The organism is Streptomyces sp. NBC_00209 (assembly GCF_045206345.1).
In the GTDB taxonomy this organism is placed as follows: domain Bacteria; phylum Actinomycetota; class Actinomycetes; order Streptomycetales; family Streptomycetaceae; genus Streptomyces.
Genome location: NZ_CP108121.1, coordinates 6,852,250 through 6,864,921, shown reverse-complemented (window position 1 = coordinate 6,864,921; position 12,672 = coordinate 6,852,250). Strand labels below are relative to the sequence as shown.

At 72.2% G+C, this 12,672-nt stretch carries 11 protein-coding genes and 3 pseudogenes; 5 read left to right on the top strand and 9 right to left on the bottom strand.

The window, feature by feature from the left end; genetic code table 11:
• Nucleotide 1: 1 nt before the first annotated feature.
• Nucleotides 2-598, top strand: a complete 597-nt coding sequence (locus OG867_RS31070) for a TetR/AcrR family transcriptional regulator (protein ID WP_406290457.1) — start codon at nucleotides 2-4, stop codon at nucleotides 596-598.
• 107 nt (nucleotides 599-705) lie between these two features.
• Here OG867_RS31070 and OG867_RS31065 read toward each other — a convergent pair whose 3' ends face one another.
• From OG867_RS31065 to OG867_RS31050, 4 genes are all read right to left on the bottom strand, one after another.
• Complete coding sequence (locus OG867_RS31065; protein WP_406290455.1) at nucleotides 706-1,302, bottom strand: hypothetical protein; 597 nt, start codon at nucleotides 1,300-1,302, stop codon at nucleotides 706-708.
• Nucleotides 1,303-1,986: 684 nt separating this feature from the next.
• Nucleotides 1,987-3,570 carry an amidase family protein gene (locus tag OG867_RS31060; RefSeq protein WP_406290453.1) on the bottom strand — a complete coding sequence of 528 codons (1,584 nt, stop codon included), beginning with the start codon at nucleotides 3,568-3,570 and terminating at the stop codon, nucleotides 1,987-1,989.
• Nucleotides 3,571-3,732: 162 nt separating this feature from the next.
• Nucleotides 3,733-4,863 carry an NADAR family protein gene (locus tag OG867_RS31055; RefSeq protein WP_406290451.1) on the bottom strand — a complete coding sequence of 377 codons (1,131 nt, stop codon included), beginning with the start codon at nucleotides 4,861-4,863 and terminating at the stop codon, nucleotides 3,733-3,735.
• Nucleotides 4,860-5,420, bottom strand: coding sequence for a hypothetical protein (locus OG867_RS31050; protein ID WP_406290448.1), 561 nt, complete (start codon nucleotides 5,418-5,420; stop codon nucleotides 4,860-4,862). Before OG867_RS31050 ends, OG867_RS31055 begins: the two co-directional genes overlap by 4 nt.
• A gap of 257 nt (nucleotides 5,421-5,677) precedes the next feature.
• Here OG867_RS31050 and OG867_RS31045 point away from each other — a divergent pair.
• Nucleotides 5,678-6,190 (top strand): annotated as a pseudogene (locus OG867_RS31045) (response regulator); the annotation flags it as partial.
• Nucleotides 6,191-6,368: 178 nt separating this feature from the next.
• On the opposite strand, the gene OG867_RS31040 reads toward OG867_RS31045, so the two are convergent.
• The 3 genes and pseudogenes from OG867_RS31040 to OG867_RS31030 form a co-directional block, all read right to left on the bottom strand.
• The gene (locus OG867_RS31040) at nucleotides 6,369-6,824 is read right to left on the bottom strand and encodes an FtsX-like permease family protein (protein ID WP_406290445.1); all 456 of its coding nucleotides are present in this window, start codon (nucleotides 6,822-6,824) and stop codon (nucleotides 6,369-6,371) included.
• A 2-nt stretch (nucleotides 6,825-6,826) separates the two neighbouring features.
• Nucleotides 6,827-7,534, bottom strand: coding sequence for an FtsX-like permease family protein (locus tag OG867_RS31035; protein ID WP_406290443.1), 708 nt, complete (start codon nucleotides 7,532-7,534; stop codon nucleotides 6,827-6,829).
• Nucleotides 7,531-8,034: pseudogene (locus tag OG867_RS31030) on the bottom strand (ABC transporter ATP-binding protein); the annotation flags it as partial. The gene OG867_RS31035 and the pseudogene OG867_RS31030, both read right to left, overlap by 4 nt.
• Between OG867_RS31030 and OG867_RS31025 the strand changes: the two are divergent.
• Nucleotides 8,027-8,623: pseudogene (locus tag OG867_RS31025) on the top strand (aromatic ring-hydroxylating dioxygenase subunit alpha); the annotation flags it as partial. The pseudogenes OG867_RS31030 and OG867_RS31025 overlap by 8 nt on opposite strands.
• A gap of 13 nt (nucleotides 8,624-8,636) precedes the next feature.
• On the opposite strand, the gene OG867_RS31020 reads toward OG867_RS31025, so the two are convergent.
• On the bottom strand, nucleotides 8,637-9,305 hold the full coding sequence (locus OG867_RS31020; protein ID WP_406290440.1) for a TetR/AcrR family transcriptional regulator: 669 nt from the start codon (nucleotides 9,303-9,305) through the stop codon (nucleotides 8,637-8,639).
• Between the two features lie 58 nt (nucleotides 9,306-9,363).
• Here OG867_RS31020 and OG867_RS31015 point away from each other — a divergent pair, with 58 nt between their 5' ends.
• Together OG867_RS31015 and OG867_RS31010 are read left to right on the top strand one after the other, a co-directional pair.
• The gene (locus OG867_RS31015) at nucleotides 9,364-10,812 is read left to right on the top strand and encodes an MFS transporter (RefSeq protein WP_406290438.1); all 1,449 of its coding nucleotides are present in this window, start codon (nucleotides 9,364-9,366) and stop codon (nucleotides 10,810-10,812) included.
• 134 nt (nucleotides 10,813-10,946) lie between these two features.
• Nucleotides 10,947-11,258: a DUF6234 family protein gene (locus tag OG867_RS31010; RefSeq protein ID WP_406290435.1), complete on the top strand. Its 312-nt coding sequence runs from the start codon at nucleotides 10,947-10,949 to the stop codon at nucleotides 11,256-11,258.
• A gap of 122 nt (nucleotides 11,259-11,380) precedes the next feature.
• Here the strand turns inward: OG867_RS31010 and OG867_RS31005 are convergent, their stop codons facing one another.
• Entirely contained in the window at nucleotides 11,381-12,643 is a 1,263-nt protein-coding gene (locus OG867_RS31005) for a hypothetical protein (protein WP_406290433.1), read from the bottom strand.
• Nucleotides 12,644-12,672: the final 29 nt, after the last annotated feature.

Here is a 12,672-nt window from a genome sequence, read left to right as displayed (position 1 = left end):
CGTGAGCGAGCCGACGGGGCTGCGGGCCCGCAAGAAGGAGCGGACGCGGGACGCCATCGGCGACGCGGCCGTCTCGCTGTTCCTGGAACGAGGCTTCGACCGCGTCTCGGTCAACGACATCGCCGCGGCGGCCGAGATCTCCAAGCCGACCCTCTTCCGGTACTTCCCCACCAAGGAGGACCTGGTGCTGCACCGATTCGCGGACCACCAGGGCGAGGCCGCACGGGTCGTACGTGACCGCGAGTCCGACATCGAGCCGGTGACGGCTCTGCACCAACACTTCCGCACCGGCCTCGACCGGTGCGACCCCGTCACCGGCCTCAACGACCACCCCGAGGTGGTGGCCTTCCATCGCCTGGTGTTCACGACGCCGAGCCTGGCGGGACGGCTCACGCAGTACCAGCTCGAGGACGAAGAGGCACTGGCGGACGCCCTCGGCGAAGGCATCCAGGCGCACCTGCGAGCAGCCCAGGTGCTCGCCGTCCAACGGGTGCTCGCCCGTGCCAACTGGCAGAAGATCGCCGACGGTCGGACCGCCCACGCCGTCCGCCCCGAGGCCATCGCCGACGCCGACCAGGCATTCAAACACTTGTGGTGACCGAGCCCGGCGGCCCCGGTCACCCTCACGAAACCTCGGCTTGAGGACAGGCTCCGGCTCGATCGTGGGCCCCGCCCCGGCTTCCGGGGCGGGGGAAGGTGCTGGGCTCAGCAGGGGCGGATGTGGAAGACGGGGGTCCAGGAGGCGGTGCCGGTGCCCTTGGCGACGTGGGACCAGCGTTCGCTGCCGTCGCTGTTGTAGAAGCGGGCGCGGGTGCCTGAGGTCTGGTTGTTGTTGAAGGTGCCGTCGCCGATGCCGTTGAAGTCGTAGTAGCCGCAGCGGTAGTAGTCGTAGTTGACGCCGCGCCCGTCCGTGATGCACAGGTGCCCGTTACCGCAGGCCAGGGCCGTGCCGGGCGATGCCAGGCCGCGGGCTTCGGACTGTCCGGGGGCGGGGAGCGTGATGGTGCCGCCTGGGATGTCGAGGGTGTTCGCGGAGGTCTGGCGGGCCCGGGGCTCATGGGCGCGTACCGCGTCGACCTGTCGCTGGAGCTCCCCGGCCTGCTCGTCGGTGAGGCCGGCGGCCCGCGTCTGCGCGGCGTAGGTCTGCTGTCCGCCCGGGGCGGCGGGGGTCATGGCGTGAGCGGACAGGGTGGGACCGGCGATCAGGGCCGCGGCGGCGACCATCAGTCCGGCGGTACGGCGGAACGGGACACGCTTCAAGGTCTTCTCCTCGGGTTGGCCGTGCGCCTCTTTGAGGTGCACGGCCAACCTGTCCAACTGGAGCCCGTTTCAAGGGACATAGCGGCGATGTTCACCGTTAAGTGGCGCAGATGCCTTTTTTCGCACGCGCAAGAATCCACCGAGTGTCTGTGTCAATCCCGGCTCGACGGTCTACGCCCCCGCCCGCGTCGGCGGACGGCCTGCGCAAGCGCCCATCGGGGCGCGTGGCCGGGCTCCGCCGGGCAGACGAAGACGTGCAGATCGTGGTCCCGGCCGAAGCGGAGCCGCGTGGGTCGCGCGACCGGGCCGCCACCCCGGATCGACGCCTTCCCGCCCAGCAGCGGGTCGCTGTCCTCCAGCGGTGCCCAGCTGTGCGAGCCGCCGTCCATCTCGTAGCCCTCAGCCGGTCGCGGCGGAAGAGCGGGGCCAGCCCCACGAAGATGCGTACCCCTCGGTCTCACACCGTGCGGCTCGTGGCAGAGGGGCCACGGTTCGTCCGCCGGCCACAGTATGGGCCCGCCGACATGGCTGTCGCGTACCCCGGGCCGCCCGGACCTGGGACGCAACCGTGTCGTCCGGGCCCGGCAGCGGGCCGGCTCCGGGAACACGGCTTCCACGGACACCGGTCTGGCCGGCGTGGTCCTCGTCATGCCGGGTCCGCCGCGCCCAGGAATGCCCGGGCGCCCCGGAGCCGGGTGGTGAGCTTCCGCTGCCCCGCAGACCCGTTCAGCCGGTCGGCAGCGTCGGCAGGTACCGCGGCGCGCGTCGGCCGTCCAGCCGGTGTTCCACCGCCGCGCCCAGGGACAGCAGGTCGGCGTCCTGGTGGTCGCCGGCCATGAGGAGCAGCCCGACCGGCAGTTCGCCCACGAAGCCGGCGGGCACCGACAGCGACGGGTAGCCGGCGACGGCGGCGGGTGTGGACGACGGGATCACGTCGTTGTCGCCCCGGCCGCAGTCGGTGGTCCACGCGGGCGGGTTCGCCGGGGAGGCGATCGCGTCCAGACCGTGCTCGGTCATGACCTCGTCGATGGAGCGGCGCGACAGATCCGCCAACTCGGCGCGCATGGCTAGGTATTCCGGGTCGGTGGTGGGCGGCGCGGCGAGGGCCTGCTCGAAGAGTTCCTGTCCGGCGAAGCAGGTCTGCTCCCGCGGGTGGGCCCGGTTGAACTCGATGAGCTCGGCCAGGTCGCGCGGCCCCTTCCTGGTCGCGAGGTACGCGTCGATGTCCCGGTGGAACTCGCTGAGCAGGGCCGGGAATTCGAGTTCGCCCAGACGGTCCTGGTACGGGAGGTCCACCTCCACGATCTCGGCGCCCGCGGCCCGGAGCCGTTCGGCGGTGCGCGTCATGAGGGCGTCCACCTCGGTGCCGAGCACCGGCAGCCGCCACAGGCCGATCCGCTTGCCGCGCAGCGCCCCTGGGCCCGCCGCGGCATCCGTGAGGCCGGGGGCGGGGTCGCCGCCGCCGAGGACCGACAGGGTGAGCGCGGTGTCGATCACGTTCCGGGCCATGGGGCCCGCGGTGTCCTGTTCGGCGGAGATCGGGACGACGCCCGACTGGCTGACCACGCCGAGGCTCGGCTTGAGGCCGACGACGGCGTTCATCCCGGCGGGGCAGACGATGGAGCCGTCCGTCTCGGTGCCGATCGCCACCTGTGCCAGCGACGCGGCGAGCGCGGCGGCCGATCCGGCGGACGAGCCGCAGGGGTTGCGGTCCAGGACGTACGGGTTGTGGGTCTGGCCGCCCACCGCCGACCAGCCCGATGTCGGCGTGGCCGCACGGAAGTTGGCCCACTCGGACAGATTGGCCTTGCCGAGGATCACCGCGCCGCCCGCCCGCAGCTTCGTGACCAGCTCCGCGTCGGTCGCCGGTGACTTCCCGGCGAGGGCGAGGGAGCCGGCGGTCGTCGGCATGTCGCGGGTGTTCACGTTGTCCTTGAGCAGGACGGGGATGCCGTCGAGCGGACCGCGGGTCCGGCCGAGGCGGTGCCTGATGTCACTGGCCGCCGCCTCGGCCAGCGCCGTGGGGCTGGTGCGCAGGACCGCGTTGATCTTCGGGTCGACGGCCTTGATCCGCCGCAGGTAGGCGAGGGTGAGCCGGACCGAGGACAGCGATCCGCGGCCCATGTGGGCCTGGAGCTCGGGGATGGTGACCGTGTCGAGGTCGATACCGCCGACCAGCGTGGATGCGGCGGATCGCGCCGAGCCGCCGGGGCGGGACTGAGCGGCGGCCGCCTGCGGACCGGGGGCCACCGCGATGAACGGGGCCACGACCAGGATCGCGGTCAGGGCCGCCATGCTTCTCGTCTTCATGGCGGACACCCCACTACACGCGGGCGGGACGGCACAAGAGGCCCTCACCTCGCGCGCGCCGGCGGCGCTCCACCTCACGGCGCAGGAGCGCGAGTCGGCGCACGACGACCTCGCACGTCTTCGGGATCTACGGGACTGATCCGTGGCCCGACGCGGGGCGGATCAGGTCCGGAGCAGCTGCTGGGCGAGCAGTTCGGAGCGGGTCAGCTCCAGCAGCCGGCCCATCCAGTTCCGGCCCCGGTCGTCGGAGACGTCTCTCCAGAAAGGTGCGTCCGCGAGGCCGGTGTAGCTGATCCTGGCGTCCCCGGTGGAGAGGAGGACCCGGGCGAGTTCGGGGTGCTGGGTGAACTTCGCGCGAAGCAGTCCGGCCATGACCGCGAGCCGGACGTCGGACCAGTCGCTCCGGCGCGTCGCCCGCCCGCCCAGGTCGTGCGCCTCACTGCCGGAGGCCGCGTCCCGGATCCTGCTTCTGTCGGAGGCGTCGGCCGCCGACAGGGCCCAGTACCCGTGCTGCACGGAGGCGTAGGAGTCGCCCGCGAACTCGACGGGTGCGGGGTACTCGTTGCGGAGCGTGAACAGCCCCGGCTCGTCCGGCCATCCCTGCGGGTAAACGGCTTGGTGGGAGACGAGCACCGGCCGGCCCGCTTCCGCGGGGTCGTCGGCGTACCGGACGGCTCGCCGTTCCTGCTCGTCCTGGACGGCTTGGTCGATGCGGGCGAAGTAGTCCAGGACGCTCTGGTGCATCTCCACCGTCACCACCGGGCCGTCGCCGTCGACGGCGACGCCGATGTCCGTGAGCAGGATCCGCAGGGGGCGGTCCTGGCGGTCCATGTCGCCGAGGACGAAGACCCGCAGGTGCGCGGGAACCGCCAGGTAGGCCACGCGGAGAAGCTCCCGGTTCGACTCGGTGGGCTGCTGCTCGTACCGCCGGATCGCATCCCAGCAGCGCTGCCCGGCAGTTGGCCGCCGGCTGAGTTCCTCGATGCGGTCGGCGACCTCCAGAAGGAAGCCCTCCGGTGTCAGCGGTTCGCTGTAGCGGGCCTCCCACTTCGACGGCGGGTCGGGCAGCGGCGGAGCCTCCGGATCGGTCACCGCCCAATGGCCCGCCGCCAGCTTCTTCGCGAGGCCGGCCAGATCCGTGCGTTCTCCGCAGGTGATCGTTCCGTCCGCGAAGACGACCAGGTCATCGAGGTAGTACCTGCCGCCCATCTGGTAACGCCGCCAGATGTGGCACCAGGCCCCGTCGATTCTTTCCCCGTCCACCATCCGATACGTCGGTTCCCGCCATGTCATGGGCGCACGCTATCGCCTTCGGCGCGATCATGGAGCCGGCGCCGGTAGTAGTGCGCGGTGACGACCGCCAGCAGCGGTCCCCACGCCACGATCGGTGCGTAGCAGACCGTCATCAGCCGCTCCCCCCACGGGGTGATCGCCATGTCGGAGTGCAGCGTCGTCCATACGAACAGCACGCCGTAGACCGTGCAGCCGAGTGCGCCCACCGTCGCCGGGACGACAGCGGCGAGTACGGGTATGCGGTGCCCCCGCAGGTAGGGGATCCACCGCGGCCACACCTCGCCCCACGCCCGGACCAGTCCCAACGTCAGGAAGGCCAGGGTCTCCTGGAACACGGACAGCAGGGGCACAGCGAGGTATCCCCAGCCGGGAATGAGCATCGCGTCGTACTCGGAGTCGGCAAGCCCCAGCGGGACGCCGAGCACTAAGGCGAACCGCCACAGCGCGGACGGCAGGGACACCCACAGAACCGTGGAGGCGGTGCGACGGGCCCACGCGGGAACGGGTGCCGTGGTCACGGGGCGGGCGGGGGCTGGCGACAGCGCACTGCTGGTCATACGGAGGCTCCTCGTTGTGCGGCCGATGGGCGATATCCCGGACGTTGTCACGCACCCCCGTACGCCCACATCCGTCCCTGTGGCGGAGTGGGTACGTCGTCCGGCGCACTCACGCCGGGGACGGCGTCAGACCGTGGGCTCAGCGTCCCTCCCCCGGCCGGGGGAGGGACGCGTGAGGTAATGGGACGATGAGCGACTTCCCGTACGACGGCGTGGGCGGGGCGGCCGAGCGGTCCGGGCGGGAGGCAACGGGGCAGGTGATCCACCGGCGCCTGCGCGTGGTGCTGGCCGAGGACTCCGTCGTCCTCCGGGACGGCATGGTCGAGTTGCTCGGCGCACGCGGGTGCGAGGTGGTGGCCACCGCGGGGACGGCGGCGGGGCTGATCGACGCGGTGGGTAAGCATCGGCCCGATGTGGCCGTGGTGGACATCCGGATGCCGCCCACCCAGACCGATGAGGGCATTCGTGCCGCGGTGGAGATCCGCGCCTCGACGCCCGGGGTCGGGATCCTGGTGTTCTCGCAGCACGTCGAGACCGCCTGGGCCTCGCGGTTGCTGGCGGGCGGCGCGGCCGGGGTCGGGCATCTGCTGAAGGAGCGGGTCGCCCGTACCTCCGAGTTCGTGGACGCGCTGCACCGGGTCGCGGACGGGGGTACGGCCCTCGACCCGGAGATCGTCACCCAGCTGCTGCGGGGCGGGCAGCGCAGCCGCGTGGACGCGCTGACGCCCCGTGAGCGTGAGGTGCTGGAGCTGATGGCGCAGGGGAGGACGGCCAGTGCGTAGGCCCCGCCGAGCAGGGCAGGCGGGAGCCCCGCGACGGCGAAGGCCCACTCGCCGCCACGGACCGACAGGTAGCGCCGCCGTTCAGTCACGCGCGGCTCCGGGGCCCCGCACGTACCCGCTCCCGCCCGTACCGGGATCGTCGAGGCAGTCCGGCACTTCCCCGTACTCAGTCACTGCCGGCGCCCACCAGTTCCGTGGCCGGGCCGCGCACGGCCCACAGGCCCGTTGCCACGACGGCGGGGACGGTCAGGGCTGCCGCGCCTGCGACGATGCGCCAGCAGTCGGCCGCCGGGAGGTACGGCATCGGCGACCCGATCACCGCCGTGCTGAACGCCGCCGAGGCGGCTCCCACGACGGCCGCGCCGATCAGGACACCCACGGCCGTGGTCAGCAGGGCCTCTGCGGTCAGCATGCGCAGCAGCTGACCGCGGGTGGCTCCGGTCAGCCGCATCACCGCGCATTCGCGGTGGCGTTCGGCGGTCACGGCGACCAGGGTGTTGACGGTCGAGACGGCGGCGAAGCGGACGAGCAGGGCGAGTTCGGCCTGGCGCAGCCACACGTCCGTGTCGGACGTAACACTGGTCCCCGCCGCGTCGGCGGCGTGCTCGGCGGTACTTGTCATGATCAGTGTGGTGCCGGACAGGCCCACGAGCAGTGCGACCGGGACCACGGCGGATGACAACCGCCGTGCGTATCCTCGCAGGTTGGCGTCGGCCAGCCACCCGGCTCCGGGTGCCAGTACCCGTATCGGAGTGCCCAGCACGGCTGCGAGTACGCGCGCCGCGAACGGTCCCGACAGCGCGGTCGCGACGAGCAGCACCGGGGAACCGAGCAGCGCCGCCTAATGGGAGCTACGGAACCGGGGAATGCTCGGTTCCGTAGCCGCCAGCAGGTGAGCACTATCGCCGCCGGAACCATTCGAGTTCTGGGGTCAGACCGTGCCCCTGATGGTCGGCCGGGAGGCCAGACCGGTACGGCCATCGCCAGCGTGGTCACGGTGACCTGCCCCCGGACCAGCCGCCGCACCTGGCGGGGTGTCGCCGCGATGGTGCGCAGCAGGGCCAGCTCGCGGTGCTGGCGGCGCAGGGCGAACCCGAGGGCGTTGACCACGACGAAGAACGCGACGAGTACGGCGATCTCGCCGAAGGCACCGGCGATCACCATCAGGCCCGGTCCATCGGCCGTCTCCCGGTCCACCGCCGGGGTGGTGAGGTCGGCGGCGAACAGCGAGCCGAACAGCGTGAGGGTGGCGAGGGCGAGGAAGAGCGCGGCCGCCAGTCCGGCGAAGGCGGCGGGGCGGCGGCGCAGCTGTCCGAGCGCGAGCAGGATCACCGCGCTCCCCCGCCCAGCCGGCTGAGGCGGTCGCCGATCAAGGCGGGGTTGGGGCGGTCGAGTTCGTCCGCCACGACGCCGTCGGCGAGCAGCAGCACCCGGTCCGCGTACCCGGCGGCCACCGGATCGTGGGTGACCATCACGCAGGTCCCGGCCTCGTCGTCCACGTGGGCGCGCAGCAGGGCGAGGATCTCGTGGCCGGTGGCCCGGTCGAGCGCGCCGGTCGGCTCGTCGGCGAACAGCATCGCGGGCCGGGAGACCAGCGCCCGGGCGATGGCCACCCGCTGCTGCTGTCCGCCCGAGAGCTGTCCGGGCCGGTGGCGCTCGCGGCCGGCCAGTCCGACGCGGGCGAGCGCGTCCAGCACCTGGCGCCGGTCGGGCCGCTCACCGGCCAGCCGGGACGGCAGGGCGACGTTCTGCGCGGCCGTCATCGCGGGCATCAGGTTGAACGACTGGAACACGAACCCGATCCGGCTGCGCCGCAGGACCGCCAGGCTCCGTCCCGAGCTCATCGGCCGGCGTGGCGACGCCCGGTCGGTGGAGGCCAGGTACCTGTTCACCCACGCCGGAGGCAAGCGGAACGCCGGCGCGAGCGTGCTGGCGGCCGAGGGGATCTCGGGCGGCTCCCGCGACGTGATGACCATCCGCACCCAGTACCCGTACCAGACCCTCGACCTGGTGCCGGAGGGCGCCGACGAGCCGGTGTTCAGCCTCTGGGCGGTGTACGTGCCCGTGGACGCGGACCAGCGCGCCTGCCATGTCTACGGGCTGCTCATGATCAAAAAGCCCCGCGTGCCCGCCGTGCTCACCGTGGCCGCACCCCTCATCCGGCGCTTCACCGAGCGCATCTTCGCGCAGGACCGCATGGCGGTCCAGGCGGAGCAGCGGGCGTGGGACGAGCAGGGCGAGGACCGCAACCACGAGGTGTTCTCGCTGATCCTGGACGTGCGCGAAGTGCTGCGGTCCAACGGGGTCCCCCTGACCGTGTCCGCCGGGCCGCGCGGCACGGAGCCCTGCGCGGGTGCGGCGGGTGTCTGCGGGGGCGGACGTCCGGAACCTCTGCAAACGGACACGACGCCCGCGCACTGAGGGCCCGGACCGGTCAGCGCCCGGCCAACAGCCCCTCCACCAGGGCTTCGAGGCCGTCACGATAGGTGTCCTCGGCCGTCAGCGCGGCCCAGCGGTCAGCCGTCTGCGCGAGGCGGGGCAGCTCCTCCGGGTCGAGACCGGAGAACACTTCCTCCCGGTACGTCGCGCGGTCGTCCTCGGCACGCCGTCGGGCGGCCGTCCTCCGCACCACGATCTCCCCGGCGGTGTAATACCAGATCGCGCGGTAGCCGTGCACGGCCCGGTCCGGGGACAGGCCGCCTTCGACCAGGCCGTCGACGATCTGTTCCACGAACCACAGCGCGCTCTTCGACATCAGGTCGTCGGCGGTCAGCACCTCCACGATCCACGGGCAGGCGGCCAGCGCCCCGTGGATGGCGGTGGCGGCCACGACGACCCGCTCGCGGGGATCCGCGGGCAGTTCCGGGCGGCGCAGGGCGCGGACCGCGTAGTCGTCCAGCAGCAGGACGAGCAGTTCCTCCTTGTCCCGGACGTGGTGGTAGAGCGCCATGGGCGTACTGCCGACCTCCGTGGCCAGCCGCCGCATGGTCAGGCGGTTCACGCCCTCCTCCTCAACGATCCTGCGGGCCGTCCCGATGATCGCCTCGCGCGAGATACGGGGAGGCCGGCCCGGGGTTCTGCGTGATGCGGATGGCTGCGGCATGCCCCCCATCATTCCTCAGCCATCGACAACGGCGAACCTCGCCGCTACATTTTCTTACATGTATAGAAACTCTCGCGGGCGACCTGGTCTGGTGCTGGCGGCAGCCGCCGTCGCCCAGTTCGTCGTCGCCCTGGACATGTCCGTGGTCAATGTCGCCCTGCCCGCGATCCGCTCGGCGCTGGGATTCGCGCCGCTCGACCTGTCGTGGGTCGTGCACGTGTACGCGCTCACCTTCGGCGGGTTCCTGCTGCTGGGGGGCCGCGCCGCCGACCTGTACGGCCGGCGCCGGATGTTCGTGCTGGGGCTGACCGTCTTCGGCGTGTGCTCGCTGGCCGGCGGACTGGCACAGGCCCCCTGGCAGTTGATCACCGCGCGCGCCGGTCAGGGCCTGGGGGCCGCCGCGGCCGCACCGGCCGCGCTTGCGATGCTCACCACCACGTTCCCCGAAGGCCCGCAGCGAGTGCGGGCGTTGGGGGTGTGGAGCGCGGTGACCGCCGCGGGCGGTGCGCTGGGCGTCCTGGCCGGAGGGTTGCTGACCGAGTACGCGGGCTGGCGCTGGGTCATGCTGGTCAACCTGCCCATCGTCGCGGCGGCTCTCGTGCTCGTCCCGGCGGGAGTTCCGGCCGATGTCCCGCCCGCCCGGCGCGAGCGGCTGGACACGAGGGGCGGCGTCCTGGCGACGGGCGGCATCGGGCTGCTGGTGCTGGGTGTCGTCCGCACCGACACCCTGGGCTGGGCCGCCCCGGCCACCTGGGCGACGCTCGCCGCCGCAGCCGTGCTGCTGGGTGCCTTCGTCTTCGCCGAAGCGAGGGTCGCCGCGCCGCTGCTACGGCTCGGTCTACTGCGCAGCCGATGGGTGTCCGGCGCGAACGTGCTGGTGTTCCTGGCGGCGGCCGGGCAGTTCGCCGCGTTCTACTTCGTGTCCCTGTACATGCAGCAGGTCCTCGGCATGGGGGCCGCGGCGACCGGCGCCGCGTTCCTGCCCTTCTCGCTGGGCCTGGTCGCGGGAACCGTCGTCGCCACCCGGCTGACCTCGTCCCGTACCCCCCGGGTGGCGCTGGTGCCAGGCGCTCTGCTGGCCGCGGCGGGCCTGGCCTGGTTCGCCCTCATCAGCCCCGGAGGCAGCTTCCTGGCAGACGTGCTGGGCCCGTCCCTCGTCACCAGCGTCGGCGCCGGGCTGGTCCTGGCCCCGGTCGCCGCCGCCGCGACCACCGGTGTCGCTCCGCACGAGGCGGGCATGGCGTCCGGCCTGATGAACAGCTCCCGCCAACTCGGCGGCTGCATCGGCTTGGCCGCGCTGGCCACCGCGGCCGCGCACCACACCGGCCCGGCCGCCGATGCCGCCGCACTCAACGACGGCTACGCCCTGGGTCTGTCCATCGCCGCCGTCATCTTCGTGCTCGCGGCCGCGGTGGCCATCGGCGTGCTTCCTCGCCACAGGGCCTTCGCCGCTGTCCGGCCGTCCGACGACACGACGGAGAACCAGCTGGAAGGAACCCCCTCATGACTCCTCGAAAGGCGCACCGAGGCCCACCGAGCGGACGGCGGCCCTGAGTAGCCGTACTCATGTGCGATGCACTGTGGTGCGGGCACGCTGGGTCGGGGCCCGTAAGGGGCGCGGCGGGGTGGGGAGTGGTGTGTGTGCGGTATGGCGAGCCGTCAAAGGGCTTCCAGGTCGCGGCAGGATGCGTATGGCTCGTCGTGGACGTGGTCCTGATCGGCTATCTGCTGTTCCGCTACGGGATGACGGGGTGGTCGGACGGCTACGACGACCCCGTCAATTCTCCTGCCGCCCCTGCGGAGGCGCGACGCGCGGCGTGGATCGTCCTGGGCACCGCGGTCGTGAGCGGTGGCCTCCTCCTCCTTCGCCGCTACTGGGTCACCGCCATCCTGCAGCTCCTCCTCACCGGGGCCGCCGCGGGGATGTTCGCTCTTCTCGCTGGGCACCCATAGGCACGGAAGCTGCCCGACTGCCGGTGGCACTGCGGGCCGCCCGTACGGGGACGAGAGCGACGCGAACGGCCCCGCACCGAACCATGTGGTTCGTGTGCGGGGCCGCATGACGTGGCCGGGGTTCAGACCCCGGTCAGGTTGTACGTGCTCGTGCCGTCCTGCCTGCCGCTGGAGTACTGGCGGATGAACTCGCCGTCCGCGTAGCGGTCGTGGCCCATCATGGAGCCGGTGTACTTGTTCTGCACGCCGATCGCGGAGCTGCCGGGTACGTCGCGGTAGATGTAGAACCGCTGGAGGTCGTCCTCCGTGCAGGAGGCCGTCGTCAGGATCGCGCGTTCGGTGGAGGCGTCCGGTTCGGCGACAGTCGCGCAGCCGCCGTTGCCCCAGTTCCACAGGGTCGCTTCGAGGACGCCGTCGGTCTCCGTCACGTTGCACAGGCGCCAGTTGTCCAGGTGGGCGCTGAAGATGGAGGAGGGCCGCAGCCGGACGCCGTCGTCCGCGAGGAGCGGCGCGCCCCAGGACAGGGGCTTTCCGGGTACTTCGATCTTGTACACGGCGGACTGGCAGTCGAGAGCGGCCTGGGCGGCGGTCCCGGGCCGCTCGGCCGGAGCCGCGGGCTGGGCGGCGCGGTCCTGGTGCTGCTTCGCCGTCGGTGCGACCGCGCCCGCCGGGTGCGCGGCCTTCGCGGTGGGCGAGCCGCAGTCGAGGAGGCTCTGCGCCTTGGCCATGACGCTCCCCGCGGGCACCTGGTCCTGGCAGCGCACGGCGCCCTCTTCGAGAGTGGTGTACGTGGTGAAGGCACCGCCGCCGGGGCCCTCGGCCCACCGCAGTGCCCAGCTGCCGTCGGACTGCTGGGCCCGGTTGCAGTTGAGGCTTCCGTAGGTGCCGGTGACCTTCTTGGTGCCCTTGTAAACGCCGTAGTAGCCAGGCTGGTTGAAGCTCCAGGTCACCGCGTTCGACTCGGTGCTCGTGGTGGAGGACTCCATCTTCACGCTCAGGCCCACGGTGACGCCGGCCTTGTTGAGGGCATCGGCGGCGAAGCTCGCCTCGATCTTGTCGTCGAGGCCCACGGAGACCGTGATGGTGGTCGCCGTGGTGGTGGTGACGGCTTGTTCGCCGGTGGTGCCCTCGGTGACGTACCAGCCCTTGAAGTGGGTGATCGTCGGCGAGACTTCGGTGCTCTTGATGTACGGGTGGCGGGTGCCGAGGTCGGCCGTCGTACAGGTGTCACCGGGCTGGGGCGACGTCGCTCCGGCGGGTGCCGCGGCGGCCGGCGCGGCCGCGGCGGGGCCGATCGCGGTGACCGCCAGGGTCGTCGCCGTGGCGGTCACCGCGATCAGTACACCGGCGGTGCGGCTGCCGGAGCGTAAGCGTATGGCTCGCATCGTTACGTGTTCCCCCTCGGGTGTACGAG

Excerpts from the sequence above, each read along its gene's own strand:
- OG867_RS31060 (WP_406290453.1), bottom strand. The coding sequence starts at position 3,570 with ATGAAGACGAGAAGCATGGCGGCCCTGACCGCGATCCTGGTCGTGGCC.
- OG867_RS31055 (WP_406290451.1), bottom strand. The coding sequence starts at position 4,863 with ATGACATGGCGGGAACCGACGTATCGGATGGTGGACGGGGAAAGAATC.
- OG867_RS31050 (WP_406290448.1), bottom strand. The coding sequence starts at position 5,420 with ATGACCAGCAGTGCGCTGTCGCCAGCCCCCGCCCGCCCCGTGACCACG.
- OG867_RS31040 (WP_406290445.1), bottom strand. The coding sequence starts at position 6,824 with ATGACAAGTACCGCCGAGCACGCCGCCGACGCGGCGGGGACCAGTGTT.
- OG867_RS31020 (WP_406290440.1), bottom strand. The coding sequence starts at position 9,305 with ATGCCGCAGCCATCCGCATCACGCAGAACCCCGGGCCGGCCTCCCCGT.
- OG867_RS31015 (WP_406290438.1), top strand. The coding sequence starts at position 9,364 with ATGTATAGAAACTCTCGCGGGCGACCTGGTCTGGTGCTGGCGGCAGCC.
- OG867_RS31005 (WP_406290433.1), bottom strand. The coding sequence starts at position 12,643 with ATGCGAGCCATACGCTTACGCTCCGGCAGCCGCACCGCCGGTGTACTG.